Annotated in this window: 27 protein-coding genes and 3 tRNA genes; 22 read left to right on the forward strand and 8 right to left on the reverse strand. The window is 57.9% G+C overall.

Translation table 11 applies throughout. The annotated features are described in order from the left end of the window. The first annotated feature begins 101 nt into the window (after positions 1 to 101). From ACIOMO_RS26690 to ACIOMO_RS26715, 6 genes are all read left to right on the forward strand, one after another. A tRNA-Asp gene (locus tag ACIOMO_RS26690) sits at positions 102 to 178 on the forward strand. Positions 179 to 271: 93 nt separating this feature from the next. Further along, positions 272 to 348 (forward strand) — tRNA-Asp (locus tag ACIOMO_RS26695). 473 nt (positions 349 to 821) lie between these two features. Further along, positions 822 to 3,653 (forward strand): xanthine dehydrogenase family protein molybdopterin-binding subunit, encoded by a 2,832-nt coding sequence (locus ACIOMO_RS26700; RefSeq protein ID WP_212550465.1) that lies wholly within the window; start codon positions 822 to 824, stop codon positions 3,651 to 3,653. Next, a complete protein-coding gene (locus ACIOMO_RS26705; RefSeq protein WP_053118958.1) occupies positions 3,646 to 4,185 on the forward strand; it encodes a (2Fe-2S)-binding protein in 540 nt (179 codons plus the stop codon). Before ACIOMO_RS26700 ends, ACIOMO_RS26705 begins: the two co-directional genes overlap by 8 nt. A 2-nt stretch (positions 4,186 to 4,187) precedes the next feature. Beyond that, entirely contained in the window at positions 4,188 to 5,423 is a 1,236-nt protein-coding gene (locus tag ACIOMO_RS26710; protein WP_053118960.1) for a cytochrome c, read from the forward strand. Between the two features lies 1 nt (position 5,424). Then, a complete protein-coding gene (locus ACIOMO_RS26715; protein ID WP_053118962.1) occupies positions 5,425 to 6,396 on the forward strand; it encodes an XdhC family protein in 972 nt (323 codons plus the stop codon). 130 nt (positions 6,397 to 6,526) lie between these two features. Here the strand turns inward: ACIOMO_RS26715 and ACIOMO_RS26720 are convergent, their stop codons facing one another. Continuing rightward, positions 6,527 to 7,810 (reverse strand): NAD(P)/FAD-dependent oxidoreductase, encoded by a 1,284-nt coding sequence (locus ACIOMO_RS26720; protein ID WP_401244476.1) that lies wholly within the window; start codon positions 7,808 to 7,810, stop codon positions 6,527 to 6,529. 183 nt (positions 7,811 to 7,993) lie between these two features. On the opposite strand from ACIOMO_RS26720, the gene ACIOMO_RS26725 reads away from it, so the two are divergent. After that, positions 7,994 to 8,070: transfer RNA gene (locus tag ACIOMO_RS26725), tRNA-Val, on the forward strand. An 821-nt stretch (positions 8,071 to 8,891) separates the two neighbouring features. Next, positions 8,892 to 9,347, forward strand: a complete 456-nt coding sequence (locus ACIOMO_RS26730) for a DUF2214 family protein (protein ID WP_053118966.1) — start codon at positions 8,892 to 8,894, stop codon at positions 9,345 to 9,347. Positions 9,348 to 9,567: 220 nt separating this feature from the next. Here the strand turns inward: ACIOMO_RS26730 and csrA are convergent, their stop codons facing one another. After that, complete coding sequence (gene csrA / locus ACIOMO_RS26735; RefSeq protein WP_003179932.1) at positions 9,568 to 9,762, reverse strand: carbon storage regulator CsrA; 195 nt, start codon at positions 9,760 to 9,762, stop codon at positions 9,568 to 9,570. A gap of 250 nt (positions 9,763 to 10,012) precedes the next feature. On the opposite strand from csrA, the gene ACIOMO_RS26740 reads away from it, so the two are divergent. Continuing rightward, positions 10,013 to 10,381, forward strand: coding sequence for a sporulation protein (locus ACIOMO_RS26740; RefSeq protein WP_053118968.1), 369 nt, complete (start codon positions 10,013 to 10,015; stop codon positions 10,379 to 10,381). An 86-nt stretch (positions 10,382 to 10,467) separates the two neighbouring features. Beyond that, on the forward strand, positions 10,468 to 11,367 hold the full coding sequence (locus ACIOMO_RS26745) for a siderophore-interacting protein (protein WP_401244479.1): 900 nt from the start codon (positions 10,468 to 10,470) through the stop codon (positions 11,365 to 11,367). A gap of 54 nt (positions 11,368 to 11,421) precedes the next feature. Here the strand turns inward: ACIOMO_RS26745 and ACIOMO_RS26750 are convergent, their stop codons facing one another. From ACIOMO_RS26750 to ACIOMO_RS26760, 3 genes are all read right to left on the reverse strand, one after another. Then, positions 11,422 to 12,114, reverse strand: a complete 693-nt coding sequence (locus ACIOMO_RS26750) for an endonuclease (protein ID WP_212544416.1) — start codon at positions 12,112 to 12,114, stop codon at positions 11,422 to 11,424. 4 nt (positions 12,115 to 12,118) lie between these two features. Then, complete coding sequence (locus ACIOMO_RS26755; protein ID WP_371262368.1) at positions 12,119 to 12,388, reverse strand: DUF1654 domain-containing protein; 270 nt, start codon at positions 12,386 to 12,388, stop codon at positions 12,119 to 12,121. 198 nt (positions 12,389 to 12,586) lie between these two features. After that, entirely contained in the window at positions 12,587 to 13,675 is a 1,089-nt protein-coding gene (locus ACIOMO_RS26760; protein WP_401244481.1) for an asparaginase, read from the reverse strand. Between the two features lie 349 nt (positions 13,676 to 14,024). On the opposite strand from ACIOMO_RS26760, the gene ACIOMO_RS26765 reads away from it, so the two are divergent. The 8 genes from ACIOMO_RS26765 (at position 14,025) to ACIOMO_RS26800 (ending at position 21,642) form a co-directional block, all read left to right on the forward strand. Further along, the gene (locus ACIOMO_RS26765; RefSeq protein WP_401244483.1) at positions 14,025 to 14,471 is read left to right on the forward strand and encodes a hypothetical protein; all 447 of its coding nucleotides are present in this window, start codon (positions 14,025 to 14,027) and stop codon (positions 14,469 to 14,471) included. A 198-nt stretch (positions 14,472 to 14,669) separates the two neighbouring features. After that, positions 14,670 to 15,626 (forward strand): sugar ABC transporter substrate-binding protein, encoded by a 957-nt coding sequence (locus ACIOMO_RS26770; protein WP_401244485.1) that lies wholly within the window; start codon positions 14,670 to 14,672, stop codon positions 15,624 to 15,626. Positions 15,627 to 15,682: 56 nt separating this feature from the next. Then, a complete protein-coding gene (locus ACIOMO_RS26775; RefSeq protein WP_053118982.1) occupies positions 15,683 to 17,236 on the forward strand; it encodes a sugar ABC transporter ATP-binding protein in 1,554 nt (517 codons plus the stop codon). Beyond that, positions 17,233 to 18,210, forward strand: a complete 978-nt coding sequence (locus tag ACIOMO_RS26780; protein WP_053118984.1) for an ABC transporter permease — start codon at positions 17,233 to 17,235, stop codon at positions 18,208 to 18,210. The genes ACIOMO_RS26775 and ACIOMO_RS26780 overlap by 4 nt, the downstream gene beginning before the upstream one ends. Positions 18,211 to 18,219: 9 nt before the next feature. Further along, positions 18,220 to 19,239, forward strand: coding sequence for a LacI family DNA-binding transcriptional regulator (locus ACIOMO_RS26785; protein WP_401244488.1), 1,020 nt, complete (start codon positions 18,220 to 18,222; stop codon positions 19,237 to 19,239). 24 nt (positions 19,240 to 19,263) lie between these two features. Beyond that, positions 19,264 to 20,181 carry a ribokinase gene (gene rbsK, locus ACIOMO_RS26790; RefSeq protein ID WP_401244490.1) on the forward strand — a complete coding sequence of 306 codons (918 nt, stop codon included), beginning with the start codon at positions 19,264 to 19,266 and terminating at the stop codon, positions 20,179 to 20,181. Then, positions 20,178 to 20,582, forward strand: a complete 405-nt coding sequence (gene rbsD / locus ACIOMO_RS26795) for a D-ribose pyranase (protein ID WP_007913481.1) — start codon at positions 20,178 to 20,180, stop codon at positions 20,580 to 20,582. Before rbsK ends, rbsD begins: the two co-directional genes overlap by 4 nt. A 31-nt stretch (positions 20,583 to 20,613) precedes the next feature. Continuing rightward, positions 20,614 to 21,642, forward strand: a complete 1,029-nt coding sequence (locus ACIOMO_RS26800; protein WP_401244492.1) for a nucleoside hydrolase — start codon at positions 20,614 to 20,616, stop codon at positions 21,640 to 21,642. 148 nt (positions 21,643 to 21,790) lie between these two features. Here ACIOMO_RS26800 and ACIOMO_RS26805 read toward each other — a convergent pair whose 3' ends face one another. Then, positions 21,791 to 21,997, reverse strand: a complete 207-nt coding sequence (locus ACIOMO_RS26805; protein ID WP_400754843.1) for a hypothetical protein — start codon at positions 21,995 to 21,997, stop codon at positions 21,791 to 21,793. Between the two features lie 132 nt (positions 21,998 to 22,129). Here ACIOMO_RS26805 and ACIOMO_RS26810 point away from each other — a divergent pair, with 132 nt between their 5' ends. After that, positions 22,130 to 22,435 carry a hypothetical protein gene (locus ACIOMO_RS26810; RefSeq protein WP_053118997.1) on the forward strand — a complete coding sequence of 102 codons (306 nt, stop codon included), beginning with the start codon at positions 22,130 to 22,132 and terminating at the stop codon, positions 22,433 to 22,435. A 167-nt stretch (positions 22,436 to 22,602) separates the two neighbouring features. Continuing rightward, the gene (locus ACIOMO_RS26815) at positions 22,603 to 22,920 is read left to right on the forward strand and encodes an I78 family peptidase inhibitor (protein WP_401244494.1); all 318 of its coding nucleotides are present in this window, start codon (positions 22,603 to 22,605) and stop codon (positions 22,918 to 22,920) included. Between the two features lie 72 nt (positions 22,921 to 22,992). Here ACIOMO_RS26815 and ACIOMO_RS26820 read toward each other — a convergent pair whose 3' ends face one another. Further along, positions 22,993 to 23,205 carry a cold-shock protein gene (locus tag ACIOMO_RS26820; protein ID WP_003179963.1) on the reverse strand — a complete coding sequence of 71 codons (213 nt, stop codon included), beginning with the start codon at positions 23,203 to 23,205 and terminating at the stop codon, positions 22,993 to 22,995. A 290-nt stretch (positions 23,206 to 23,495) separates the two neighbouring features. Beyond that, positions 23,496 to 23,798 carry a hypothetical protein gene (locus tag ACIOMO_RS26825; RefSeq protein ID WP_212544426.1) on the reverse strand — a complete coding sequence of 101 codons (303 nt, stop codon included), beginning with the start codon at positions 23,796 to 23,798 and terminating at the stop codon, positions 23,496 to 23,498. Between the two features lie 372 nt (positions 23,799 to 24,170). Between ACIOMO_RS26825 and thrS the strand changes: the two genes are divergently transcribed. Both thrS and infC read left to right on the forward strand, forming a co-directional pair. Continuing rightward, positions 24,171 to 26,093, forward strand: a complete 1,923-nt coding sequence (gene thrS, locus ACIOMO_RS26830) for a threonine--tRNA ligase (RefSeq protein WP_007913488.1) — start codon at positions 24,171 to 24,173, stop codon at positions 26,091 to 26,093. Next, the coding region (gene infC / locus ACIOMO_RS26835) for a translation initiation factor IF-3 (RefSeq protein ID WP_401244497.1) at positions 26,093 to 26,542 on the forward strand (450 nt) is incomplete at its 3' end. The genes thrS and infC, both read left to right, overlap by 1 nt.

Genomic DNA, 26,542 nt, shown 5'->3' on the forward strand with positions numbered 1-26,542 from the left:
AGCTCTCCACAAGACCTTACACTCGTTCCCTTCACTACGCTCGTCACTCCCGAGAAACTTGCGTAAGCAAGAACGTAGGCTGAAAGTGCTTGCACCGACGCGCAGCGGTAGTTCAGTCGGTTAGAATACCGGCCTGTCACGCCGGGGGTCGCGGGTTCGAGTCCCGTCCGCTGCGCCATATTGTACAAATCAGACTTGTCTGGTTTGCGATTGAAAAGCACCGAAGCTTTCAATCAAAACGAGTTACTTGAGCGCAAGCTCAAAGCGATACGCAGCGGTAGTTCAGTCGGTTAGAATACCGGCCTGTCACGCCGGGGGTCGCGGGTTCGAGTCCCGTCCGCTGCGCCATATCTGTTTCAAGGATCACTGAACGCCTTGACGCACCGAAAGCAACCGTTGGTTGATTCGGAATCGATAGCAAAGACCCTGGTCGAGAGACCGGGGTTTTTTGTGTCTGAAATTTGACCTCCGCTCCCATCACGCAACCCGGCTCCCGTAGGAGCTGCGGCACGCTGCGATCTTTTGATCTTGATCGTAAAAAACAGGATCAAAAGATCGCAGCCTCGTTTCACTCGACAGCTCCTACAAGGGATGCCTGTAACCATCCTGCGGTGCCACGTCGCATTGTCTTTTTTGATTCTTTAGTCAGAAATTTGTATCTGGTTGTTTGCTGCGAGCGCAGAAACCTTTAAAGTTAACCTTTCGGTCAGCTTTGCACTGTCATTTCGTCCTTCGTTTAGCCAAGAAGGGCTTCTGCAAGACTCGAGATTCCCCAGTAGATAACCAGAAGGGCGGATGTATAACCGTCCAGAGGATGATCCATGTCCAACCGTGAAATAACCCGGCGCTCGTTCCTCCAGGGCGGGCTGGTGGCGGGTGTGAGCGTCACGCTTACGCCGCTCAGCACCCAGGCGCTGGCTGCCTTGATGGAAAACAGCGTGACCGTGCCGTCCGAAAAATGGCTCGGCAACAACGGCAAAGCGCGCCAGCGTAACGATGCCTTGTCGAAAGTCTGCGGCAGCAAAGTCTTTGCCCGCGACATCCGTTCCAAGGACATGCCGGGCTGGCCCGAGCAGCAAGGCCACGCCATGCTGCTGAAAACCATCAAGGCCGACCATATCTATGCCGGCTACGACCTGTCGTGGCTTGGCGCCGATCTGCAGCCTGACCGCATCGTCACCGCTGCCGATCTGGACAAGGACGGTATCGTCTTCCCTGAGGAACATGCGCCGGATCCGCTGCTGCCTGAAGGCAAAGTGCCGATGTTCATCGGTCACCCGGTAGCGATCCTGATCTGGAACGACTTCGAGCGTTTCCGTCAGGCCAAGAACAAACTCAAATTCAATGACAAAGCGATTCGTTACGGCGCCAAAGTGCCGTTCTACGAAGGCGATCCCTACGGCAGCTTCCGCTACGTGCGCGTGGGCGGCCCGACCTCGGCAGATGAAGACGAATTCGCCAGCCTCAAGGATTCGATCCTGTTCCCGATGCTGAAAAACCGTCGCCCGGTGTGGAATTCCCAGCCGAACCTGCACGGTAATCTCACCGAGCGTGGCCTGTTCTACGCCGATCGCATGAAGGGGCAGATCAACACGCCGCCGGACAACTGGCTGGTGTTCGATGAGCGCTACAAGACGCCGTCGATCGAACCGGCCGCCATGGAGCCGGACAACGGCAACGGCTGGTACGATCCGAAAACCAAGACCCTGCATTTCGTGGTGGCTACCCAGTGCCCATTGGAAGCGGCGACCGAGACCGCGAAAATGATTTCGCCGTCGCGCTTCGGCCTGGACAACCTGAACATGCACCCGGGTTACACCGTGGGTTACGGTTCCAAAGACCACAACATCTTCGTTTACTACGCAGCCCTCGCTGCGCTGTACGGCGCCGGTGTGCCAGTGCGTCTGGCCAACGACCGTTACGAGCAGTTCCAGAGCGGCATCAAGCGTCACCCGTTCGACATTCGCTACCAGTTGGCCGTGGACAAGAACGATCAGACCTTCAAGATTTTCCTCGCCGACATGAGCGTCGACGGCGGTGGCCGGATCAACTACAGCCCGTCAGTAGCCGCTGTGGGCGCCACGGCTGCGCAGTCGATTTACTACATGCCGCAGAACGACCTGCAAGTCACTGCGTATCACTCGCGTGGTGTTGAAGCCGGTTCGATGCGCGGTTACGGCACCCTGCAAAGCATGGCGGCGACCGAAATGATGGTCGACGAAATCGCCGATCGCCTGAACGTCGATGCCATCGAACTGCGCCGCAAAAATGCGCTGCGTTCGGGGATGAAAAACACCCAGGGCGCGATCCCGGCCGGTGCTCTGCGTTTGCACGAGATTCTCGACAAGGCCGCTGCACACGAAGTCTGGAAAAACCGCGACGCGATCAAGAAACAACGCGAAGCCGCTGACCCGGATAACTGGTACGGCGTTGGTTTCGCCATCTGCCAGAAAGACTTTGGCACCGGTTCTGAAGCGCCGATGGCCAGCATCGAATTCACCGCTGACGGTCGCATCACCTTGCGCCACATCGGTATCGAGATCGGCACCGGCATGTCCACTTCGCAAGCCCTGGTCGTCGCCGATTTCCTCGGCAGCCCGGCCCACGAAGTGAAGACTGGCGAAACCGAATGGAAGGAAATGCAGCTGATCACCAGCGGCAACCCTTACATCATGAGCCAGGCCGACCAAGATAACCTGCTGCGCAACCCGCGCTGGGTCGGCAAGTTGGCCTCGGCGTCGTCCGCGACCAACTCGGCTTACTACTTCAGTCACGCCACCCGTGAAGCAGCCCGCGTGTTGTTCAACAACGGCTTGTGGCCGGCGGCCATGGAAATCTGGCGTCAGGGCCCCTACGGCGGCCAAGCCAACCCATACGTCGTGCGTCGCGAAGATGCGCACTGGGTGGATGGCAAGCTGACTGCCAACGGCATGCAGCCGCTGACCTTCGAAGAACTGGCCAAGCACGCTCACGAGCGTGGTCTGGTCACCGGCGCCACCGTTCATGCGTTCAACCGCTGGAGCTGGGCTGAGGCCGAATACAGCATCGACGGCGTGCGCGAGCGTCTGCCGCTCGACGGTCTGGCGGTGAAATACGGTGATGGTGCGCCGAAAGCCAAGAAAGCGTTGATGACCACGTCTGGTTTCCATCTGCTGGATCGCCAGAACATCAACTACCCGGTTGTTCAGTTGAACAACGCTGCCGTGACTTACTACAGCCCGGTCGCCACGCTGGTCGAGCTGAAGGTCAACAAAGGCTCGCTGGATGTTGAAGTGCTCAACCACCATTCGTGGGTCGAGTGCGGTCGTGTGTTGGTTGAAGAATTGGTCAAGGGCCAGCTCGAAGGCGGTATCGCCATGGGCATCGGTCACGCACTGATGGAAGAGATGCCGCTGTACGAAGGTGGGCCGGGGGAGGGTGACTGGAACTTCAACCGTTACCGTCTGCCGATGGCGCGTCACGTTGCCGTGTGGAAACAGACGTCGGAGATTCTCCCGGCACTGTCGCCAAGCGATCCGTCCAAAGGTATCGCCGAGGTGGTGATGATCCCGGTTGTCGGGGCCATCGGTAACGCCGTGGCGCATGCCATCGGTAAACGTGTTCGCGATCTGCCTATCACTCCAGCGCGCATCAAGGAGGCCCTCAATGGCTAACCGTCCGCTTCAACTGACCCTCAATGGTCAATCCGTCGGCCCGGTGGACATCCCTGATGACCTGCCGATGATCGACTACCTGCACGAATACAAAAACCTCACCGGCTCGCGTCTGGGTTGCGGTCAAGGCATCTGCCACGCTTGCGTGGTGATTGTCGATAACCCGGACGGCACCAGCGAAGAAGTGCGCACCTGCATCACCGGCGCGCATTATTTCGAAGGCAAGAAAGTCCGCACCATCGAATCCCACGCCAAGCGTGACGAAGCGGGTCAGGTCACTGAGCTGAACCCGATCCAGCAGCGTTTCGTCGATGAGTTCGCGTTCCAGTGCAGCTACTGCGCGCCAGGCTTCGTCAACGCCGCGACCGTGCTGGTCGAGAAGCTGCAACGCCAGCCGACCGTGCAAAGCAAACTCGAGCAAGTCATCGAAGACAGCCTCGGCCATCACATCTGCCGTTGCACCGGGTACGTGCGTTACTACAACGCCACCCGCAACGTGCTGACCGATCTCGGCCTGGTCAAGGAGGGTTAAGCATGAAGCTTTTTCTGACCCGACTGACCCTGGCGGTCGGTCTGGCTGCGCCGGTGTTGTTTGCTCACGCCGATGATCAGGTCAAACGCGGCGAGTATCTCGCCCGCGGCGCTGACTGCATGGCGTGCCACACCGCACCGGGCGGCGCGCCGTTTGCCGGCGGGCTGCCGATCGTCTCGCCGTTCGGCACGATCTACGGCACCAACATCACGCCGAGCAAAGAACACGGCATCGGTTTGTACAACGATGACGAGTTCTTCGCGGCGCTGACCGAAGGCAAGCGTCGCGACGGTGCGAACTTGTATCCGGCGATGCCATACACCTCGTATCACCTGATGCCGCGTGAAGATTCGGACGCGATCCATGCGTACCTGAAAACCATCGAGCCGATCGAGCGCGCTGCACCGGTCACCAGTTTGAGCTTCCCGTTCAACGTGCGTCTGGGCCTGATGGGCTGGAACGTGCTGTACGGCAAAGCCCTGAAACTGGAGCCGGCCGAAGGCAAAAGTGAAGCGTGGAAACGCGGCCAGTACATGGTCGAAGTCCTTGGCCACTGCGGCGAATGCCACACGCCACGCGGCCTGCCGGGCGCGATGGAACTGGACAAGCGCCTGACGGGCGGCATTCTCAATGGTTATCTGGCGCCAAGCCTGCTGGCCACTGATCTGGCCGCGCGCGGCTGGAACGAACAGGATCTGAGCACGTTCCTCAAACACGGCATGAGCGCGCAAGGCACGATGTTCAACGAGATGTTCCCGGTGTTCCACAACAGCACTCAGGGCCTGAGCGATCAGGATCTGGCGGCGATGGCGACGTTCCTGCTTGGCGACAAACCGCCGGCAGCCAAAGCGCTGGTTGAAGTGCCGGTCGAGAAACTCAGCGCCAGTGCCCAGCGCGGTCAGCAGGAATACCTGAACGTCTGCGCCGGTTGCCATGCGGTCGGTGGCGAAGGCAAACCGCACATCGCGGTGGCCATGCGCGGCAACACCACGCTGCGTCTAGAAGACCCGCGCAACCTGCTGCGCGTGATCGAGGACGGTATCGGCGAACAGAAATTCTCTGGCTTCGAGCGCATGCAGCCGATGCCGGGTTTCGCCGACAAACTCAAGCCTGAACAACTGACCGATCTGCTCAACTACCTGCGTCAAGGTTGGGGTGGTCAGTCGGCTGAACTGGCAGTGAGCGACGTGCAGAAGCTGCAAGCTGACGCACCGTCCATCGAGCACAAGGCGCACTGACATGCAGCATCTCGATCTGCAAGTGGTTCGGCGAGCGCTGGAGTGGTCGGTGGCGGGGCAGCGCATTTGGCTCTGCACCGTGCTGACCACCTACGGCTCGGCGCCGCGCGCGCCGGGTTCGCTGCTGGCGGTGAACGAAGGCGGGCAGTGGATCGGGTCGCTGTCGGGTGGCTGCGTCGAGGAAGACTTTCTTGAGCGCGTCGCCGAAGGTGCATTTCTCGATGCGATCAACGTCGTGCGTTATGGCGAAGGCGACGATCCGCGCTCGCGGGTCAGCCTGCCGTGCGGCGGCATTCTCGATGTGCTGGTTGAGAAATTTGACGCTGACTGCGAGGTGCAGGCGCATCTGCGTGAGTTGGAATCGGCGCTGCTTGGTCAGCGTCGATTAATTCGCGAGGTCGATCTGGCCAGCGGTGCGCGCAGCCTGTTCGCTGATCGCGAGCAGGGTGCGCGCATCGAGCGTGAGATTGATCGGGTGCGTATCCGCATCGGCGCGGCGCAACGTTTGTTGCTCGCCGGTTACTCCAGTGTGGCGCAGGCGTGTGCCGAGTTTGCGGTCGGCCTCGGCTTTGAAGTGATTCTCTGCGATCCGCGCGACGAAGTGCTCGAAGGCGTGGTGCTCAATGGCGTGGAAATTCGTCGGCAATTGCCGTCGGTGTTTATTGCCGATGGCGGCTGCCACCGTGATACGGCGGTGGTGGCGCTGACCCATGATCCGCGCATTGATGATCTGGCGATGATGGAAGCAGTGCGTACCGAAGCGTTCTACATTGGCGTGATGGGTTCGCTGCAGACATCGCAGAAACGCTTCGAGCGCCTGCGTCGGATTGGCGGGCTGGGGGAGAGTGAGTTGGCGCGAATTCATGCGCCGATCGGGCTTAACCTTGGCAGCAAGACGCCGGCGGAGATTGCCTTGGCGGTACTCGCCGATATCCTGCGGATTCGTAGCGGTATCGCTCGCGACCAGCTCTGATTAACTGGTAGATGCATTTGTGGCGAGGGGATTTATCCCCGATGGACTGCGTAGCAGTCCCATTTTTTGGGGCCGCTGCGCGACCCATCGGGGATAAATCCCCTCACCACAGGGTTTCCATAGCTCGAATTTAAAAACCGTACTTATCCCGCAACCCGTAATACCAAGCCCCTAACGCCGCAAACGGCGTGCGCAACATCTGCCCGCCCGGGAACGGGTAATGCGGCAAATCCGCAAACGCATCAAAACGCTCAGCCTGACCGCGCAATGCCTCAGCCAACACCTTGCCCGCCAGATGCGTGTACGTCACGCCATGACCGCTGCAGCCCTGCGAGTAATAGATGTTGTCACCCAGCCGCCCAACCTGCGGTAAACGCGACAAGGTCAGCAGGAAATTTCCTGTCCAGGCGTAATCAATCTTCACATCCTTGAGCTGCGGAAACGCCTTGAGCATTTTCGGACGGATGATCGCCTCGATGTTCGCCGGATCCCGGGCGCCGTAAACAACACCGCCGCCGAAGATCAGACGCTTGTCGCCGGTTAGTCGGTAATAGTCGAGCAAGTAGTTGCAGTCCTCGACGCAGTAATCCTGCGGCAACAGCGCTTTCGCCAGTTCATCACTCAGCGGCTCGGTGGTGATCACTTGCGTACCGCACGGCATCGATTTCGCTGCCAGTTCCGGCACCAGATTGCCGAGGTAAGCGTTGCCCGCGACGATGATGAACTTGGCCCGCACCTTGCCCTGCGGCGTATGCACCACCGGGTTAGCGCCGCGCTCGATACGCACAGCGGGCGATTGCTCATAAATGCTGCCGCCCAACGACTCCACAGCGGCCGCTTCACCCAGCGCCAGGTTCAGCGGATGAATGTGCCCGCCGCTCATGTCGAGCATGCCGCCGACATATTGATCACACGCCACCACTTCGCGGATGCGGCGCTGATCCAGCAGTTCAAGCTGCGTATGGCCAAAGCGCTCCCACAGGCGCTTCTGCGATTCCAGATGACCCATCTGCTTGGCAGTCAGCGCGGCAAACACGCCGCCGTCCTTCAAGTCGCACTGAATGTTGTACTTGGCCACACGCTCGCGAATGATCCGTCCACCCTCAAACGCCATCTGCCCGAGCAGTTGTGCCTGTTTCGGCCCGACGCTGCGCTCAATCACATCAATGTCACGGCTATAACTGTTAACGATCTGCCCGCCATTGCGCCCCGACGCGCCGAAACCAACCTTGGCCGCCTCCAGCACCGTCACGCGAAAACCGTTCTCCAGCAGAAACAACGCCGAGGACAGCCCGGTATACCCGGCGCCGATCACACAGACGTCCGTCTCCACGTCATCCTGCAAAACAGGGCGGGGCGGTACGGCATTGGCCGACGCAGCGTAATAGGACTCTGGGTAAAGGGTGTTCGCCATCCTGCAGCCTCTGTTTAATATATTTTACGAGTGCATCGATCCTACCCGAGTTGAAAAACCTCCGCCAGCCACCGGAAAATCCTCGTCGCCGACACGAAATTAAATATTTTGCATATTCATAGGGTTAGGTGAAAAAAAGGTGTTGACACCCCTCCGGAATTCCGTAGAATGCCGCCTCACAGCAGGCACGTAGCTCAGTTGGTTAGAGCACCACCTTGACATGGTGGGGGTCGTTGGTTCGAGTCCAATCGCGCCTACCAAACAAAATCCGCTCTGCTGGGCGGTCTAGAAGGGCTCACCGAAAGGTGAGCCCTTTTTTGTTGTCTGCGATTTGCAAAACTTTTGCAAAGCCCGTTTTGGAGCGAGGATCTTCGCCAATCCTGACTGCTGCCACAGACAGATCCAGTCGTTTATTTACTCTACGCTGCAAACCCAGCGATGGTTATGCCGGTAGGGCGCTCGGATGAATGCAACGTCTGATACCAAAGTCATGCCGCGTTGCTGGAGCGCTTCGGTCAGTTGTACGAGTGTCTCTGCTTCGATAGTCATTACTGCACCTCGTCAGATTTACTGCGTTCACAATTCTTGACCGAATGCCGAATCAGGTAATTCATTTTTTCTGCCTGAGTGAGTTGTTCGGCGTGGAAAGTGATTAAGTCGAATGCAGTCGACCTTTCCAAGGAATCTGCTCCGGGGTTGCTCGTAAAAACTGGTTCAGTTGTGAATCTATAAATTCGAACCAATCCTTGGTAAGCGATCACCGTTCGTCGCCGAGGCCATGAAAAATAATTCGTATATTGAATGGGTTACGGTTTTATTTAACCAACCGGTTATCAAAAACACCTTGTTACAGACTGTGAATTTCAGTAACATCCGGCCCGCGTTCACCACCACGGTTTATGCATTTTTAAATCCCAAGCTTCCATCAGCTGCTTGGGATTTTTTTTGCCTGCGATTTGGCTTCTCCCTTTCTTCCTGCGCAAAGACGTAATAAGTCCTACGTACCTGCGCGAGCAAATCCCTACTTTTTCGACTACTACTGACTGGCCGATTTCCGACTCTTGCTGAGGGGAGTGTCTCGATGCTGGTTCACTGGTTTCTTGCAGCGGTTCATCTACTGGCGTTTGCCCTGGGCTTCTGGGCGGTACTGACGCGCGGGACGGCGTTCAGTCGACTCGCTGCCGGAACCGGAGAGGTGAAGCGGGTTTTGCTCGCTGACAATCTATGGGGTGTCTCTGCGTTGATCCTGCTGATCACCGGCGGGATGCGGGCCTTCGGTGGGTATGAAAAAGGCACCGACTATTACCTGCATCAGCCGCTGTTCCATCTGAAGATGACGTTGTTTGTGCTGATTTTGCTGATGGAGCTCGCGCCGATGATTACGTTGATCAAATGGCGGATCGCTTTGGCAAAGGGCAAGCCGATTGATACCGGGCGGGCAAAAATCTATGCACGAATCAGTCACGCTGAAGCGCTATTGCTGGTGCTGATGGTTGTCGCCGCAACAGGAATGGCGCGAGGGGTGACGTTCGGCTAGGAGAGCGGATTCCCCGTGCTCTCTCGGAAACGTCCGACATCCAGCCTTAAGATTGGCGGGTAGTATCGGATTCAACAGAGGGCAGGGCGGATCAAGCGGGGCGGGAAAGCATATCAAGCGCCGTGGCCAACGAAGTGGGGGTGGATGGCAGGACGGCGCATGAATCTTTAGCCAGTCATTGCGTTCGGGCAAGCTAACTGGCTACTGACTGCTGTGAGGCTCAGGGCGTTTGTGGCTTGTCCGGTGCGGTCAGGCCAGCTTGAATGCGCTGATAGATCTCTTCACGGTGTACGGCAACGTTCTTTGGAGCGTTGATGCCGATGCGAACCTGTTGGCCGCTTACGCCCAGAATGGTGATCGTAATGTCATCACCAATGTTTATGCTTTCACCGACTTTGCGGGTGAGTATCAGCATGGTCTTCTCCTTGATTGCTTTGTAGGGCACCTGATTCAGACAGTGCAGAGGTCGGTGGTACGTATAGATTAGTGCGAAGTCTCACAGTTTGGGTGCCTCTTTCTGACGCGCAGATGCGGCATTAATTCCCAGGGCGTAACTATACAGAGGCTGCAATCATCATTCTCGTTGTTTTGTGCCCATTTTGCGGGGCTCGCGAAGTATTTTTGAATGTTAAGATCGCGCCTTTGAGAATTTCGAGGAAAGCGTTGTGCGCAAATTGGTCTGGATGGTCGCGGCACTGGTATTGGCCGGGTGTGGTGAAGGCAAAAACGTTGAGGCACCGAAACCACAAACGGCAGCAGTGACGGCGCCAGCAGCGGCGGCTGCACCGCAATGGGATCTCGAAGTGCGCGGCGAAACCCCGCAGGCTGTCAGCGACCTGAGCGGCTGGTTGATCGAGCACGCTTTCATCCCGACGGTGATCAAAGACAGCAGCGGCAAACCGCGCATTCTGATCGGCCCGTTCAACTCGCAAGCCGACGCCGAAGCCAGAAAAGTAGAAGTGGATGCGGCATTGGTAAAAGCCAAGAAACAAAATATTGAATCGGTGGTGATCGAACACCCGATCACGCCGTAAGCCTGCCTTTCAGCGGAGCGCCCTAAAGGACGTCGCAGGTGACTCGTCTTATACGAGTCAGTCACGATTTCCCAAAGGAGCTCCGCATGGCCTCCAATCCCTACCAGCTGTTCGATGTCACCCTGCAACGCAAAACCCAACTGAGCCCGCACATGATGCGGATCACCCTGGCCCATCCCTCGGTCAACGACATGGCCACTTGGGCACCGGATCAGCGGGTAAAACTGTTTTTCCCTGCGGCCGACGGTTCGCCGGCCAGACTGGCTCAAGGTGAAGGCTGGTACGCGCGCTTCAAGGCCATGATCGCCGATCGACGTCCGGCGATGCGCACTTACACCATTCGCCATTTGCGCGCCGAACAAGGCGAAGTGGATATCGATTTCGTCCTGCACGGCGAAACCGGCCCGGCCTCGCGTTGGGCGCTTCGTGCGCAACCGGGGGATTCGATGCAGATCCTTGCGCCCGACCGGCGCTTCTCGGCCAATGACGCCGGGGGCTTCGAATGGAAGCCGCCGCAGATCCTTAATCAGGTTCTGCTGGTCGCCGACGGCACCGCGTTGCCGGCTGCCATGGGCATTCTTGATGTGTTGGCCGCGAAAGCCGCTCCGCCCCAGACTCAAGCGTTCTTTGAAGTCGACAGCGCTCAGGACATGCTGCCGGTGCCCGATTGGCCGGGGCTGACCGTGCAGTGGCTGATCCGCGAGAAAACCACCGCCGGTACATTGATGGTTGAGGCGGTGCAAAAAGCCGTTCCACCCATCCACACCTCATCCATCGGTCGGACTGTCGAACTCGCCGACGTCGATATCGACAAAGAAATACTCTGGGAAATCGCCGAAACCGCCGCCGAAGGTTTTTACGGCTGGATCGCTGGAGAAAGCGCGGCAGTGATGAGCTTGCGCAGGTACCTGATCAAAGACTGTGGCATCCCGCGCGAGTCGCTCAATCTGATGGGTTACTGGCGCTACAACAAGGCCGGCAGCTAGCCACAAAAAAGGCCTCGAACATCACGTTCGAGGCCTTTTCTTTTGCGCGTTCGATCAACCGCAGGCTTTCATGTTCACCGGGCCGACAAACTCATTGCCGCGCCCCATCACGCACGCCACGCTTTGATTGCGTTGACGCTCCCAGTCTTGCACCGGGTAAGTCTTGTCCCACGCTTCATACAATTGCCGATCCTGTTTCGAAATGCGTAAGCCGTATTGCTTGCTCATATAGAAATAGGTGCGGGCGATCATGCCGCGAATCGATGGGCGGGGCATGACCTTCTTTGCTTTGAAATCGACCTGGGTCAGGCACGAACCGTATTGACCGGATTGCACCGGCAACCAGCCGTAGCTGAAGTTGCTGCGGTCGCCGTTGACCTCGCCAATGCTCGGCACCAGGTTGTGCAAATCGGCTTCAGCCTTCTGATAGGTCGGGTCGTAGCGCGTGCAATTCTTGCGGCCGCCGTCCTGCCAGCATTGGCGCTGATGGCCAATCTGCCAGGCCGGGACGATGTGTTCCCATTCGATGCGCGACGCACGCTTGGCGTTCTTGCGCGGCACATAACCGCAGGCCTTCAAATCCACTTTGTTACCGGTGTATTTGCACCCGCAATAAAACTCCGTGGACTGCGGCGCGTAGAGCTTCCACGCAGCCTTCTTGGCTTCAGAAAACGTGCGTGGCGCTCCGGCCTGTGCGCCAAAAGCGATGAACGACAACAACAGCAAAACAAAACAGCGGACACTCATTGAATCAATCTTCCTTCGGCACAACCCAAAAAATCTGCACGCCACCATCGTCGCGATAGGCGAGGGTAACGTTGTCGTTCTCGTCGATTTCCTCAAGCAAACGCTCCCAGTCATCCATCGGCTCGTCCGGCAGACGGAAGATCAGTGCGGCTTTGGCTTTTTGTGCGGTAGGGGAATTGATGATCTTTTGAACGCGCATACCCATGCGTTCAAAGGCGTCAGGAGCATCAGGGGAGGTGGCCACGAGGTTATCCTTATTAAGCTGTACGTGCATACAGTATTTAACTGTAGGCATTTTCGCAACTGCTTAAAATTCAAGAAAATCCTCTGACAGCGGTTTTTTGATTTTAATGTGAGGCGAGTCGATTTTTTTGTAGGAAAGATGCAGAAGGGTCGTAAGCCTCACACCACTCGCCCGGTAAACGAGTGGTGTGAAGTGTGCCCGATCAAGAGAAGACCGGGCGAAGGTCAATCAGTATTCCCAGAACATCCGCTGCAGCTCTTTGCTGTCGTTGGTTTTGGTCAACGCGACCATCGCCAGGATGCGGGCTTTCTGTGGGTTCAGGTCGTGAGCAACCACCCAGTCGTACTTGTCGTCAGGCTGTTCGGCGTTGCGCAGAACAAAACCGCCGGCGTTGACGTGGGACGAACGAATGATTTGCACGCCTTCCTTGCGCAGCTCTTGCAGCGCTGGCACCACGCGGGAAGACACCGAGCCGTTGCCCGTGCCGGCATGGATAATCGCTTTGGCGCCGGATTGGGCCAGGGCTTTGTAGGCCGTATCGCTCACGTTGCCGTAGGAATAGGCGATTTCTACGTCAGGCAGGCTCTTGATGTTCTTGATGTCGAATTCCGAATCCATGGTGTGGCGCTTGGCAGGCAAGCGGAACCAGTAGGATTTGCCTTCAACGACCATACCCAGCGGGCCCCAGGCGCTTTTGAATGCTTCGGTCTTGATGTTGATCATTTTGCTGACGTCGCGACCCGACTGGATCTCGTCGTTCATGGTCACCAGTACGCCTTTGCCGCGCGCGTCTTTGCTGCTGGCCACGGCCACGGCGTTGTACAGGTTGAGCATGCCATCGGCGGACATGGCGGTGCCTGGGCGCATCGAACCGACAACGATGATCGGCTTGTCAGTCTTCTCGACCAGGTTCAGGAAGTACGCGGTTTCTTCGAGGGTGTCGGTACCGTGGGTAATGACGATGCCATCGACGTCTTTGCTGTCAGCCAGTTCGGCGACGCGACGACCGAGTTGCAGCAGGTTGTCGTTGGTGATGCTTTCGGACGCGATCTGCATGACTTGTTCGCCACGCACGTTCGCCAGTTTGCTCAGCTCGGGAATGCCGGCGATCAGTTGCTCGACGCCGACCTTGGCCGCCTGATAAGTCGCGCTGTTGGCAGCGCTGGCGCCCGCGCCGGCAATGGTGCCGCCCGTGGCAAGTACCACGACGTTGGCGAGTTTTGCCTGGGTTTCGACTTCTTTTGCCTGAAGGGCGGTGGGCAGGAGCATGAGGAGGGCCAAAGCGCCCGGAACCAAAGTGTTGAAAGCAGATTTCATTATTTTTCTCTCTAGTAGTGAGACGGTGCTGATGCAGGTTCATCTAGATGCGCCCCGGCCGATCTGGATGCCGGGGTGCAGGGTAGGGAGCAGGATCTGTACCATTCGTACTGTGCTTGAGAAAAATGTTTAAGTTCATGATTTATATCAGGATTTATTCGATCGATAGCGTGTCGTAACCAAGTGCATATCCGGCTTTCCGAACAGAACGGGCTTTTATGTTCGGCTCACCGAAAAGCATGGCGATGTTGATTGCCTGTCGGGAGTCCGACGTTTTCAGCGTCTTATTAAAGAAAGCGTCAGGCAGGCCGATGCCTGTTCAAGGAATCCATTTTTTCAGGAGTTTCACATGTCACTGACAGTCGGTTTTGCCAACCCCGGCGCGGTCACCATCGGTGGTAAAACGGCGGCAACGATCGATGCGCTGGCCAAAGCGGATGCAGAAGCGTCACCCAACGCAGTGGGCAAGGAAGAGGCTGATAGCAAAACGGTGAGAACCGGTGGGCCGGCGCAGGAAGAGAGCAAGGCTGACAGCGGCGGCAATCAAAGCGTCACCATAAAACTGCTGCTCAAGCGCATGCAGGAACTGCAAAAGCAGTTGCAGGAACAGCAGCAGCAACTAGCCGCCGCGCAAGCCGCGAAGTATCCAACTCCGGAAGCCAAGACCACCGCGGTCATGTCGATTCAGGGGCAGATCGCCGATACCAACGCAGCGCTTATGGAGGTGGCGGCCAGCCTGGTCAAAGAGATGGCCAAGGGTTCGAGCACCGGCAGCGTGGTCAATACCACGGCATGAGGCGAGGGCGAGTCCGATGACTTGCCCTGCCGCAAAATACTGATTTCTGTTTATTGACAAATGTCGGCGGGATTCGCATAGTTCGGTCTACGCAAACGTTTGCGCGGCTTTAACGGCTGGTTTCCCTTGTAGGGAAGACCACGAAGCTTACGCCAGCGCAACCTTTGCTCACAATAATCATAAGATCGGAGTGAACCCATGAAGCTGCCATTCGCTGGACGTCTTCTTGCTGTCGCTATGCTGGCTGCCACCGCCGCCGCGCTACCTGTCTCCTCGGCGTTCGCCGAATCTGTCGAAAAACCTAAAGTCGCACTGGTCATGAAATCCCTGGCCAATGAATTCTTCCTGACCATGGAAGACGGCGCCAAGGCCTACCAGAAAGAACACTCCGCCGATTTCGATCTGATCTCCAACGGCATCAAAGATGAAACCGATACCGCCGGCCAGACGCGCATCGTCGAGCAGATGATTCTCGCCAAGGTCAACGCATTGGTGATCGCGCCGTCTGACTCCAAGGCCATGGTGCCGGTGATCAAGAAAGCCGTCGACGCCGGTATTACCGTGATCAACATCGACAATCAGCTTGATCCGGCCATCGTCAAAAGCAAAAACATCAGCGTGCCTTTCGTAGGCCCGGACAACTGTAAAGGCGCGCGTCTGGTCGGCGAATACCTGGCCAAGCAGCTCAAGGCCGGTGACGAAGTCGGCATCATCGAAGGCGTATCGACGACCACCAACGCCCAGCAACGAACCGCAGGCTTCAAGGACGCGATGGACGCGGCGCAGATCAAAGTGGTTTCGCTGCAATCCGGCGACTGGGAAATCGACAAGGGCAACAAGGTTGCCGCCTCGATCCTCAGCGAATACCCGGACATCAAAGCACTGCTGGCCGGTAACGACAGCATGGCCGTTGGCGCCGTTTCCGCCGTACGTGCCGCCGGCAAGGCTGGTCAGGTGCAGGTCGTTGGTTACGACAACATCAACGCGATCAAGCCGATGCTGAAGGACGGTCGTGTGCTCGCCACTGCTGACCAGTTCGCTGCCAAACAAGCTGTATTCGGCATCGAGACCGCGCTGAAAATCATCAAAGGCGAGAAAGTCGACAGCGGCCCGAATGGCGTGATCGAAACGCCGGTCGAGCTGGTCACCAAGTAAGTCTTCTGGCGGCACAACGGCGCTCGTCCGTCCGGGCGAGCGCATGGAGAGTTTTTATGTCAGTTTCCGCCCCGAACGCTGTCCTCTCGGTCAGCGGTATCGGTAAGACCTATGCGCAACCGGTGCTGACCGGCATCGAGTTGACGCTGATGCGCGGTGAAGTGCTGGCGCTGACCGGCGAGAATGGCGCCGGCAAAAGCACCTTGTCGAAAATTATTGGCGGACTGGTCACTCCGACCACCGGCCAGATGCAGTTTCAGGGCAAGGACTATCGCCCGGGCAGTCGTACTCAGGCCGAAGAGCTTGGCGTGCGCATGGTCATGCAAGAACTCAATTTGTTGCCGACCTTGTCGGTGGCGGAGAACCTGTTTCTCGACAACTTGCCGAGCAACGGTGGCTGGATCAGTCGCAAGCAACTGCGTAAAGCGGCGATCGAAGCGATGGCGCAAGTCGGCCTCGACGCGATCGACCCGGACACACTGGTCGGCGAGCTGGGCATCGGTCATCAGCAGATGGTTGAAATCGCCCGCAACCTGATCGGCGATTGCCATGTGCTGATTCTCGATGAGCCGACCGCGATGCTGACGGCGCGCGAAGTCGAAATGCTCTTTGAGCAGATCACCCGATTGCAAGCGCGCGGCGTCTCGATCATCTACATCTCCCATCGCCTCGAAGAGCTTGCCCGTGTGGCGCAGCGCATTGCCGTGCTGCGTGACGGCAATCTGGTCTGCGTCGAGCCGATGGCCAATTACAACAGCGAGCAACTGGTCACGCTGATGGTCGGCCGCGAGCTGGGCGAGCACATCGACATGGGCGCGCGCAATATTGGCGCGCCGGCGTTAACGGTCACCGGCCTGACTCGCTCCGACAAGGTTCGCGACGTTTCCTTCGAAGTGCGCGCTGGCGAGATCTACGGGATTTCCGGATTGATCGGGGCAGGGCGCACGGAACTGCTGCGGCTGATCTTCGGTGCGGATCTGGCCGACAGCGGCACCATCGCCCTCGGTTCGCCCGCCAAAGTAGTCAGCATTCGTTCGCCGGTTGATGCCGTGCGCAACGGTATCGCGCTGATCACCGAAGATCGCAAGGGCGAAGGTCTGCTGCTCAGTCAGTCGATCAGCGCCAACATCGCACTGGGCAACATGCCGGAAATTTCCAGTGGCGGCGTCGTTAATAACAGCGATGAAATCGCCTTGGCCAAGCGTCAGATCGACGCCATGCGCATCCGCAGTTCGAGCCCGACACAGCTTGTTTCAGAGTTGTCCGGTGGCAACCAGCAGAAGGTCGTGATCGGCCGTTGGCTGGAGCGCGATTGCTCGGTACTGCTGTTCGACGAGCCAACCCGAGGCATCGACGTCGGCGCCAAATTCGACATTTATGCATTGCTCGGCGAACTGACTCGCCAAGGCAAAGCGCTGGTGGTGGTCTCCAGCGATCTGCGTGAGTTGATGCTGATCTGCGACCGCATCGGTGTGCTGTCGGCGGGGCGCCTGATCGACACTTTCGAGCGTGACAGCTGGACTCAGGATGATTTGCTTGCCGCCGCATTCGCCGGCTACCAAAAACGTGATGCGTTGCTCAACGAAGCGGCGCCTAGGGATCTCCCATGAAAACTGCATCTCCTGCCAGCAAACGTAGTGGCAATTTCTACGGTCTGGGCACTTATCTGGGCCTGGCCGGGGCCTTGCTGGCGATGATTGCGCTGTTCTCGGTTTTGAGCAGCCATTTCCTGTCCTATAACACTTTCAGCACGTTGGCTAACCAGATTCCGGACTTGATGGTGCTGGCGGTCGGCATGACGTTCGTGCTGATCATCGGCGGCATCGACCTCTCAGTGGGCTCGGTGCTGGCGCTGGCGGCGTCGACGGTCAGCGTGGCGATTCTCGGTTGGGGCTGGGGTGTATTGCCTTCGGCGTTGCTCGGCATGGCAGTGGCAGCACTGGCCGGTACCGTCACCGGTTCGATCACCGTGGCCTGGCGTATTCCGTCGTTCATCGTCTCCCTCGGTGTGCTGGAAATGGCTCGGGGTCTGGCCTATCAGATGACCGGGTCGCGCACCGCGTACATCGGTGACTCGTTCGCCTGGCTGTCGAATCCGGTGGCGTTCGGTATCTCGCCGTCGTTCATCATCGCTTTGCTGGTGATCATCATTGCCCAAGCAGTTTTGACCCGCACCGTGTTCGGTCGCTACCTGATCGGCATCGGCACCAACGAAGAGGCCGTGCGCCTCGCCGGGATCAATCCGAAGCCGTACAAGATTCTGGTGTTCAGCCTGATGGGGTTGCTGGCCGGTATCGCGGCGCTGTTTCAGATTTCGCGTCTGGAAGCGGCGGATCCGAACGCCGGTTCCGGCCTTGAGCTGCAAGTGATTGCGGCCGTGGTCATCGGCGGCACCAGCCTGATGGGCGGACGCGGTTCGGTGATCAGCACGTTCTTTGGCGTATTGATCATCTCGGTGCTGGCGGCCGGTCTGGCGCAAATTGGCGCGAGCGAGCCGACCAAGCGCATCATCACCGGTGCGGTGATCGTCATTGCCGTGGTACTCGACACTTATCGCAGTCAACGCGCCAGTCGACGGGGCTGAGAGAGACTTATGGCAACGATCAAGGATGTGGCGGCGCTCGCGGGGATTTCCTACACGACCGTGTCCCATGTGGTGAACAAAACCCGGCCAGTCAGCCAGGAAGTGCGGCTGAAAGTCGAGGCGGCGATCAAGAGCCTCGACTACGTGCCGAGTGCCGTGGCGCGCTCACTGAAAGCCAAAACCACTGCGACCATCGGCCTGCTGGTGCCGAACAGTCTCAACCCGTACTTCGCCGAGCTGGCGCGGGGCATCGAGGATTATTGCGAGCGTAACGGCTACTGCGTGATCCTCTGCAACTCCGACGACAACCCGGAAAAGCAGCGCAGTTATTTACGCGTGCTGCTGGAAAAACGCATCGACGGTTTGATCGTCGCCTCCGCCGGCGGTGACAGCGGTCTGGCGCAAGGCTTGGCCGGTGTTAAAACGCCGATGGTCATCGTCGACCGGGGACTGGACGGTGTCGACGCGGATCTGGTGCGCATCGACCACGAATACGGCGCTTACCTCGCGACTCGCCACCTGTTGGAATTGGGCCATCGCGACATCGCCACCATCGGCGGGCCGGCGACTACCAGCGTGGCGCAGATGCGTCAGGCCGGTTATTGCCGGGCGCTGAAAGAGGCCGGTATCGAAGTCCGGCAGCAACGCATGCTGGAAAGCGATTTCACCAGCACCGGCGGCTACAACTCGGCGGCGATCCTGCTCGAAAGCAATCCTCCGAGCGCAATTTTCGCCGGTAACGACATGATCGGTATCGGCGTGTTGCGTGCGGCGGCTGAGCGCAACGTGCGCGTGCCGAGCGAGTTGTCGGTGATCGGCTTCGACGATATCCAGATGAGCCGTTACGTGTACCCGGCACTGACCACCGTCGGCCAGTCGATCCTGCAACTGGGCGAGATGGCCGCGGAAGTGCTGCTGCGAAGGATTGCCACCCCGAATCTGGGCACCGATCAACGCATCGTGACCCCGAGTATTGTCCTGCGCGAATCGACCGCGCCGCTGTCCGGCGTGTTCACTGAATACCGCTGAAACCGAATTGACGAGTAGTGATGTATGCCAGCAAATGTAGTGGTAATAGGCAGCCTGAACATGGATCTGGTGACCCGGGCGCCACGCCTTCCCGTCGGCGGTGAAACGCTGATCGGTCATTCCTTCGCCACGGTTTCCGGCGGCAAGGGTGCCAATCAGGCCGTCGCTGCTGCCCGGTTGGGCGCCCAGGTGGCGATGGTCGGTTGCGTGGGCAACGATGACTATGGCGTGCAATTGCGCGACGCCTTGCTGGCCGAGCAGATCGATTGCCAGGCCGTAAGCGTTGTTGAGGATTCCAGCGGTGTGGCGTTGATAGTGGTCGATGACAACAGTCAGAACGCCATTGTTATCGTCGCCGGTGCCAATGGCGCGATGACGCCTGCGGTGATCGACCAGTTCGATGCGGTGTTGCAGGCGGCCGACGTGGTCATCTGCCAACTGGAAATTCCCGACGCAACCGTGGGCCATGCGCTCAAACGTGCCCGCGCACTCGGCAAAACCGTGATCCTCAATCCGGCACCGGCTAGCCGCCCGCTGCCCGCTGACTGGTTCACCGCCATTGATTACCTGATTCCCAACGAAAGCGAAGCGACCGCGTTGAGTGGATTGCCGGTGGACTCGCTGGAGTCCGCAGAAAAAGCGGCCAGCCACCTGATCGCCATGGGCGCGGGCAAAGTCATCATCACCCTCGGCGCGCAAGGTTCGCTGTTCGCCAACGGTCAAAGCTTCGAGCATTTCCCCGCGCCGAAGGTGAAAGCCGTCGACACCACGGCAGCGGGGGACACCTTTGTCGGTGGTTTCGCCGCTGCGCTGGCCGCTGGCAAGTCCGAGGCCGAAGCGATTCGCTACGGGCAGATTGCCGCCGCGCTGTCGGTCACTCGCGCCGGAGCGCAACCGTCCATTCCCACCCAATCCGACGTACAGGCGTTTAAACCCGCATGAAAAAGACTCCTCTGCTCAACGTCGCCCTGTCGCGACTGATCGCCTCCCTGGGCCATGGCGACATGGTCGTCATCGGTGACGCCGGGCTGCCGGTGCCGCCGGGTGTCGAGCTGATTGATCTGGCGCTGACCCACGGCGTGCCGGATTTCGTCAGCACGTTGAAAGTCGTGCTCAGCGAGATGCAGGTGGAAAGCCATGCGCTAGCCAAAGAAATTTTCGACAAGCAACCGACGGCGCTGAACACGCTGGACGCGTTGAACGAAGAGGGCGCTTTGGGGCGCCGCGATCTGCTCAGTCATGAGCAATTCAAGGTGCTTAGCCGACAGGCGCGAGCGATTGTTCGTACGGGCGAATGCCAGCCGTACTGCAACATCGTGCTGGTCGCCGGGGTCACCTTCTAACTTTTGATTTCACCAGCACAAGGAATGCGCCATGCAACGCTATGCTCAGAAACTGCACCATTTCCTCCGGAGTCTGCTGCTTTTGTCCGTCATCACTGCCACCGGCGCTCAGGCGGCGGAAAAAATCGACCTGATCATCGACACCGACCCGGGTGCTGACGACGTGGTCGCTTTGCTGTTCGCACTGGCCTCGCCAGAAGAACTGAACATTCGCGCGCTGACCACCGTTGCCGGCAACGTGCGTCTCGACAAAACCTCGCGTAACGCCCGTCTGGCCCGCGAGTGGGCAGGGCGCGAGGATGTGCCGGTTTACGCCGGTGCACCGAAGCCGCTGATGCGCACGCCGATCTACGCCGAAAACATCCATGGCAAGGAAGGCCTGTCGGGTGTCACCGTGCATGAGCCGAAAAAAGGCCTGGCGCAAGGCAATGCTGTCAACTACTTGATCGATACCCTGAAGAGCGCCAAGCCGCACAGCATTACCATCGCCATGCTCGGCCCGCAGACTAACCTGGCGCTGGCGTTGATCCAGGAGCCCGAGATTGTGCAGGGCATCAAGGAAGTGGTGATCATGGGCGGTGCGCACTTCAATGGCGGCAATATCACCCCGGTGGCCGAATTCAACCTGTTTGCCGATCCGCAAGCGGCTGAAGTGGTACTCAAAAGCGGCGTGAAACTGACCTACTTGCCGCTGGACGTGACCCACAAGATCCTCACCAGTGACGCGCGCTTGAAGCAGATCGCTGCGCTCAACAACAATGCGAGCAAGATTGTTGGCGACATCCTCAACGAGTACATCAAAGGCGACATGGAGCATTACGGCATCCCGGGTGGCCCGGTGCATGACGCTACCGTCATCGCTTACCTGCTCAAGCCTGAGCTGTTCACCGGTCGTTCGGTGAATGTCGTGGTTGATAGCCGTGAAGGCCCGACTTTCGGCCAGACCGTTGTTGACTGGTATGACGGCCTGAAAGCGCCGAAGAATGCCTTCTGGGTTGAAAACGGTGACGCTCAGGGCTTCTTCGACTTGCTCACCGAGCGCCTGAAGCGTCTGAAATAAAGCATTCGCGCTCGCAGAAGGCGCGTCGTCGGTAAGGCCGCCTTCGCGAGCCAGCTCAGCTCCTACAAATTCACGCAGTTTTGTAGGAGCCGAGCTTGCTCGCGAAGAGGCCCGCGCAGACGCCCTAAACCTTTACTCCAGCGAGAGTTCACGCCTTCTCTGCGTGCTCGACTTTTTCAGTCGGGTAACGCTCAAAAATCTGCTTGATGAATTGCTTGGCCGCTTCCGTGCCCAGCTCTTTGACCAATAGATCGATGCCAATCAGCGCCAGCTCTTCTGTCGTCCCCGGACTATAGGAGCTGTGTCCGTCTGCCCATTTGGCTTTGATGTCGGCGTCGATGCTGATGGTGGTCATGAGGTGCGCTCGAAAAGTCGGGAAGTCTGTGTGCCGAGTTAACCATTTTGTCGGGCGTTTGGCACTGCGACTTAGGCATGAGCGGAGCGCTATGCGACACTTGGTCTTTTCCGGCTTTCCAAGGATCGTGCTGTGCAGATCGATTTGAATACCCCTGACGGCCTTACGCTCGACGCGGTGCGCCAGTTGCTCGCTTCAGCCAGTGATGACGAACACACGCAACTGCGCGTAACCAAGGGCGGCATCGCTTACCTTTCTTCGGGCATTACCGGTGGGCAGAATATCGACGGACTGTTGTTTCGCCTCGAAACCTGGGCCAAGGGCTCGGGCTATGTGGGCAATGTCGCGGCCAGTGATGAGGTCTGGGTGATGCAGATTTTCAACGCGCTCAAGGACAACTGGCCGAATCCGCCGTTTGACTACATCGACGTCTATTGAGCGCCGTTAATATTCAGTCACGATTGATTGATGAAGACATGAACGCCGCTCAGGCACACTCGGCGTTTTTCCGATCGTGGGGCAGGGTGATGGCATCGGCCGTGAAACCAAACGCCGGAATGGCGGTCGCACGATCTCAGCTTAACTTTTTGAAATAAGGAGGCTTCATGCCTTTGAAGTTCGCGACACTGGGTGCACTTATGGCCGCTGCCACGTTGGCCGGTTGCAGCACGACCTCCAGCGAGTCGGCAAAGGATTCCGTGGCGACCGAAGCGGGTCACAGCCGCTGTGATGCTTCGGCAGCGCAATTCACCATCGGCAAGAAAGCCTCGCCGGAACTGCTGGAGCAAGCCCGCACCAAAGCAGGCGCGCAGAATGCCCGCTTCCTCAAGCCGAACGACATGATCACGCTTGAGTACCGTTCCGATCGCTTGAACCTGAACACCGACAACAACCTGGTGATCACCCGCGTTAACTGCGGCTGATTTCACAAGGCTTTTGTTGCAGGCATAAAAAACCCCGTCACATGGACGGGGTTTTTTTAGTGCGCCGAGAAATTACTCTGGGCGAACCTGTGCAGCTTGCATACCCTTTTGGCCTTTCTCAGCCACGAAGGAGACGGTCTGGCCTTCTTTCAGGCTTTTGAAACCGTCGGATTCGATAGCTTTGAAGTGTACGAACAGGTCGTCACCGCCACCTTGAGGAGTGATGAAGCCGAAGCCTTTTTCATCGTTGAACCATTTAACGGTGCCGGTTTGGCGATTAGACATGGTGTATCTCCAAGAAACATATATTTTCAGTAGTGCTGTGCTGCTCAGGCCAACTGGGCACACCGGAGTATCATAGTCGAAATGTTCGCTTTGGTAGCCCCCCGGACGTGCTGTTTGCCAATCAGTCGTGTTTTCTTTACTGCCTGTTTCGGCTGGAAGCCCCGGTTTACAAGGGTTTGCGCGGAAGGTAAAGACAATAAAAAAACCTGTAAAACCTGCATAAATCCTCTGAAAAGGCTCAAATTCAGCCCTTTTTAGAGGCGCTGAGCCGATTCAAAAGACTTTTTTGATCACTTTTTCGCCGGGGTATTTGCCTTGCATTTGGCGATTTGGCCCAGCGCTTTCTGCTGCAATTCAGGAGTAGCCTTGTTGTCCATCAGCGCCTGAATGTCGCTGGCCGGATAAGACTTGATGGCGTCAGCGCCGCAAGCACAATGAGATTTCGCTGCCGCAGCACCGATTTGTTGGGTCGCAGCCTGAGTGCACTGCGCCATGTACTTTTCGCGCTCGCCCTTTGGCCAATCGGCGTGGGCAGTCAACGGCAGCAGCATAACGATAGGGGCGACGACGGCGAACAGGGTATTCAGACGCATGCGAGGATGCTCCTTGTGGGTCAATGTCTTGTTATCTGAGGGCTGAAAGGCCGATCAAGTTCAGCACTCTGGCATAAAAACGGACGATTTGCCTTCTGATCAAACAGAGGCATAAGTGACCGCTCATCTGTGCTAGCATGCCGGGCTCAAGCGTTCTCAGGCGCCGGATGACCTACAGTCCCGGACGCGGTCAACGTGCGAATATTTCTGATTTGAATCCCAGTCACTCTGGTTCGGTTTTCCGGTTGGCCGCAAGGCTCCTGCCGCTGTAAGGCAGGCGTTCGTCATTGAATGGCCTGGATCGGATCTTGTACTGGCTCATCCCAACCCACGTGACCTTTGGTAGGGGTCACCACTAGGAGAGGAGGCGCCATGCCAACTATTACTCTTCCCGACGGCAGTCAACGTTCATTCGATCACCCGGTTTCCGTAGCCGAGGTCGCTGCATCCATTGGTGCTGGCCTGGCCAAAGCCACACTGGCCGGCAAGGTCAATGGTCAACTGGTCGACGCCAGCGACATCATCAGCAGCGACGCGACCCTGCAAATCATTACGCCAAAGGATGAAGAGGGGCTGGAGATCATTCGCCACTCTTGCGCTCACCTGGTGGGGCATGCGGTCAAGCAGCTGTACCCGACTGCAAAAATGGTGATCGGCCCGGTCATCGACGAAGGCTTCTATTACGACATCGCCTTCGAACGTCCTTTCACTCCGGACGACATGGCTGCGATCGAACAGCGCATGCAGCAGCTGATCGAGAAAGATTACGACGTCATCAAGAAAGTCACTCCGCGCGCCGAAGTGATCGAAGTGTTCAAGGCCCGCGGCGAAGACTACAAGTTGCGTCTGGTCGAGGACATGCCGAACGAACAGGCCATGGGTCTGTACTATCACGAAGAATACGTCGACATGTGCCGCGGCCCGCACGTGCCGAACACTCGCTTCCTGAAATCCTTCAAACTGACCAAGTTGTCGGGCGCCTACTGGCGTGGCGACGCCAAGAACGAGCAATTGCAGCGCGTTTACGGCACCGCTTGGGCAGACAAGAAGCAGCTGGCGGCTTACATCCAGCGCATCGAAGAAGCTGAAAAGCGCGATCACCGCAAGATCGGCAAGCGTCTGGGCCTGTTCCACACCCAGGAAGAATCCCCGGGCATGGTGTTCTGGCACCCGAACGGCTGGACGCTGTACCAGGTGCTCGAGCAGTACATGCGCAAGATCCAGCGTGACAACGGCTACCTTGAGATCAAAACCCCTCAAGTCGTTGACCGCAGCCTCTGGGAGAAATCCGGGCACTGGGCCAACTACGCCGACAACATGTTTACCACGCAGTCGGAAAACCGCGACTACGCCATCAAGCCGATGAACTGCCCATGCCACGTGCAGGTGTTCAACCAAGGCCTGAAGAGCTACCGCGAGCTGCCGATGCGTCTGGCAGAGTTCGGTGCCTGCCACCGTAACGAGCCGTCGGGTGCGCTGCACGGCATCATGCGTGTGCGTGCGTTCACTCAGGACGACGCCCACATCTTCTGCACCGAAGAGCAGATGCAAGCCGAATCCGCTGCATTCATCAAGCTGACCATGGACGTTTATCGCGACTTCGGCTTCACCGACGTCGAAATGAAACTGTCCACTCGTCCGGAAAAACGCGTCGGTTCCGACGAGCTGTGGGATCGCGCTGAAGCCGCATTGGCTGCAGCCCTTGATTCTGCGGGCCTGCCGTACGATCTACAGCCGGGTGAGGGTGCGTTCTACGGTCCGAAGATCGAGTTTTCGCTAAAAGATTGCCTCGGTCGCGTCTGGCAATGTGGTACCTTGCAGCTCGATTTTAACCTGCCTGTCCGTTTGGGCGCTGAATACGTCTCCGAAGACAACAGCCGCAAACACCCAGTGATGTTGCACCGTGCGATCCTCGGTTCCTTCGAGCGTTTCGTCGGTATTTTGATCGAGCACTATGAAGGTGCATTCCCTGCGTGGCTCGCGCCGACCCAGGCGGTGATCATGAATATCACTGATAAACAGGCAGATTTTGTTGCAGAAGTTGAAAAAACTCTCAACGAAAGCGGATTTCGTGCCAAGTCCGACTTGAGAAATGAAAAGATCGGCTTTAAAATCCGCGAGCATACTTTGCTCAAGGTTCCCTATCTCTTGGTAATCGGAGATAAGGAAGTCGAGATGCAGACTGTCGCTGTGCGTACTCGTGAAGGTGCTGACCTGGGCTCGATGCCCGTCGCCCAGTTCGCTGAGTTTCTCGCGCAAGCGGTTTCCCGGCGTGGTCGCCCAGATTCGGAGTAATTATTATTAAGCGTGAAATGAGACAAGATAAACGAGCTGCACCGAAAGCCCCGATCAACGAGAATATCTCGGCACGCGAGGTTCGGTTAATTGGGGCTGAAGGTGAACAGCTTGGGATTGTGTCAATTGAAGACGCGCTTCTTAAGGCTGAAGAGGCCAAACTGGATTTGGTGGAAATTTCCGCCGATGCAGTACCCCCTGTTTGCAAACTGATGGACTACGGCAAATCGATCTTCGAGAAGAAGAAGCAGGTTGCCGCGGCCAAGAAAAACCAGAAGCAGATTCAGGTTAAAGAAATCAAGTTTCGTCCAGGGACGGAGGAAGGGGATTACCAGGTAAAACTGCGCAACCTGGTACGTTTCCTGAGTGATGGGGACAGGGCCAAGGTATCCTTGCGATTGCGCGGCCGTGTGATGGCCCACCAGGAGCTGGGGATGGTACTCCTCAAG

This window comes from Pseudomonas sp. NPDC087804 (assembly GCF_044742965.1).
GTDB lineage: Bacteria > Pseudomonadota > Gammaproteobacteria > Pseudomonadales > Pseudomonadaceae > Aquipseudomonas > Aquipseudomonas rustica.

Excerpts from the sequence above, each read along its gene's own strand:
- ACIOMO_RS26785 (WP_401244488.1), top strand. The coding sequence starts at position 18,220 with ATGGCAACGATCAAGGATGTGGCGGCGCTCGCGGGGATTTCCTACACG.
- ACIOMO_RS26780 (WP_053118984.1), top strand. The coding sequence starts at position 17,233 with ATGAAAACTGCATCTCCTGCCAGCAAACGTAGTGGCAATTTCTACGGT.
- ACIOMO_RS26815 (WP_401244494.1), top strand. The coding sequence starts at position 22,603 with ATGCCTTTGAAGTTCGCGACACTGGGTGCACTTATGGCCGCTGCCACG.
- rbsD (WP_007913481.1), top strand. The coding sequence starts at position 20,178 with ATGAAAAAGACTCCTCTGCTCAACGTCGCCCTGTCGCGACTGATCGCC.
- ACIOMO_RS26750 (WP_212544416.1), bottom strand. The coding sequence starts at position 12,114 with ATGAGTGTCCGCTGTTTTGTTTTGCTGTTGTTGTCGTTCATCGCTTTT.
- ACIOMO_RS26705 (WP_053118958.1), top strand. The coding sequence starts at position 3,646 with ATGGCTAACCGTCCGCTTCAACTGACCCTCAATGGTCAATCCGTCGGC.
- ACIOMO_RS26700 (WP_212550465.1), top strand. The coding sequence starts at position 822 with ATGTCCAACCGTGAAATAACCCGGCGCTCGTTCCTCCAGGGCGGGCTG.
- ACIOMO_RS26800 (WP_401244492.1), top strand. The coding sequence starts at position 20,614 with ATGCAACGCTATGCTCAGAAACTGCACCATTTCCTCCGGAGTCTGCTG.
- ACIOMO_RS26760 (WP_401244481.1), bottom strand. The coding sequence starts at position 13,675 with ATGAAATCTGCTTTCAACACTTTGGTTCCGGGCGCTTTGGCCCTCCTC.
- ACIOMO_RS26720 (WP_401244476.1), bottom strand. The coding sequence starts at position 7,810 with ATGGCGAACACCCTTTACCCAGAGTCCTATTACGCTGCGTCGGCCAAT.
- ACIOMO_RS26775 (WP_053118982.1), top strand. The coding sequence starts at position 15,683 with ATGTCAGTTTCCGCCCCGAACGCTGTCCTCTCGGTCAGCGGTATCGGT.
- ACIOMO_RS26765 (WP_401244483.1), top strand. The coding sequence starts at position 14,025 with ATGTCACTGACAGTCGGTTTTGCCAACCCCGGCGCGGTCACCATCGGT.
- ACIOMO_RS26755 (WP_371262368.1), bottom strand. The coding sequence starts at position 12,388 with ATGCACGTACAGCTTAATAAGGATAACCTCGTGGCCACCTCCCCTGAT.
- rbsK (WP_401244490.1), top strand. The coding sequence starts at position 19,264 with ATGCCAGCAAATGTAGTGGTAATAGGCAGCCTGAACATGGATCTGGTG.
- ACIOMO_RS26820 (WP_003179963.1), bottom strand. The coding sequence starts at position 23,205 with ATGTCTAATCGCCAAACCGGCACCGTTAAATGGTTCAACGATGAAAAA.
- ACIOMO_RS26715 (WP_053118962.1), top strand. The coding sequence starts at position 5,425 with ATGCAGCATCTCGATCTGCAAGTGGTTCGGCGAGCGCTGGAGTGGTCG.
- ACIOMO_RS26825 (WP_212544426.1), bottom strand. The coding sequence starts at position 23,798 with ATGCGTCTGAATACCCTGTTCGCCGTCGTCGCCCCTATCGTTATGCTG.
- ACIOMO_RS26745 (WP_401244479.1), top strand. The coding sequence starts at position 10,468 with ATGGCCTCCAATCCCTACCAGCTGTTCGATGTCACCCTGCAACGCAAA.
- thrS (WP_007913488.1), top strand. The coding sequence starts at position 24,171 with ATGCCAACTATTACTCTTCCCGACGGCAGTCAACGTTCATTCGATCAC.
- csrA (WP_003179932.1), bottom strand. The coding sequence starts at position 9,762 with ATGCTGATACTCACCCGCAAAGTCGGTGAAAGCATAAACATTGGTGAT.
- ACIOMO_RS26770 (WP_401244485.1), top strand. The coding sequence starts at position 14,670 with ATGAAGCTGCCATTCGCTGGACGTCTTCTTGCTGTCGCTATGCTGGCT.
- ACIOMO_RS26805 (WP_400754843.1), bottom strand. The coding sequence starts at position 21,997 with ATGACCACCATCAGCATCGACGCCGACATCAAAGCCAAATGGGCAGAC.
- ACIOMO_RS26730 (WP_053118966.1), top strand. The coding sequence starts at position 8,892 with ATGCTGGTTCACTGGTTTCTTGCAGCGGTTCATCTACTGGCGTTTGCC.
- ACIOMO_RS26710 (WP_053118960.1), top strand. The coding sequence starts at position 4,188 with ATGAAGCTTTTTCTGACCCGACTGACCCTGGCGGTCGGTCTGGCTGCG.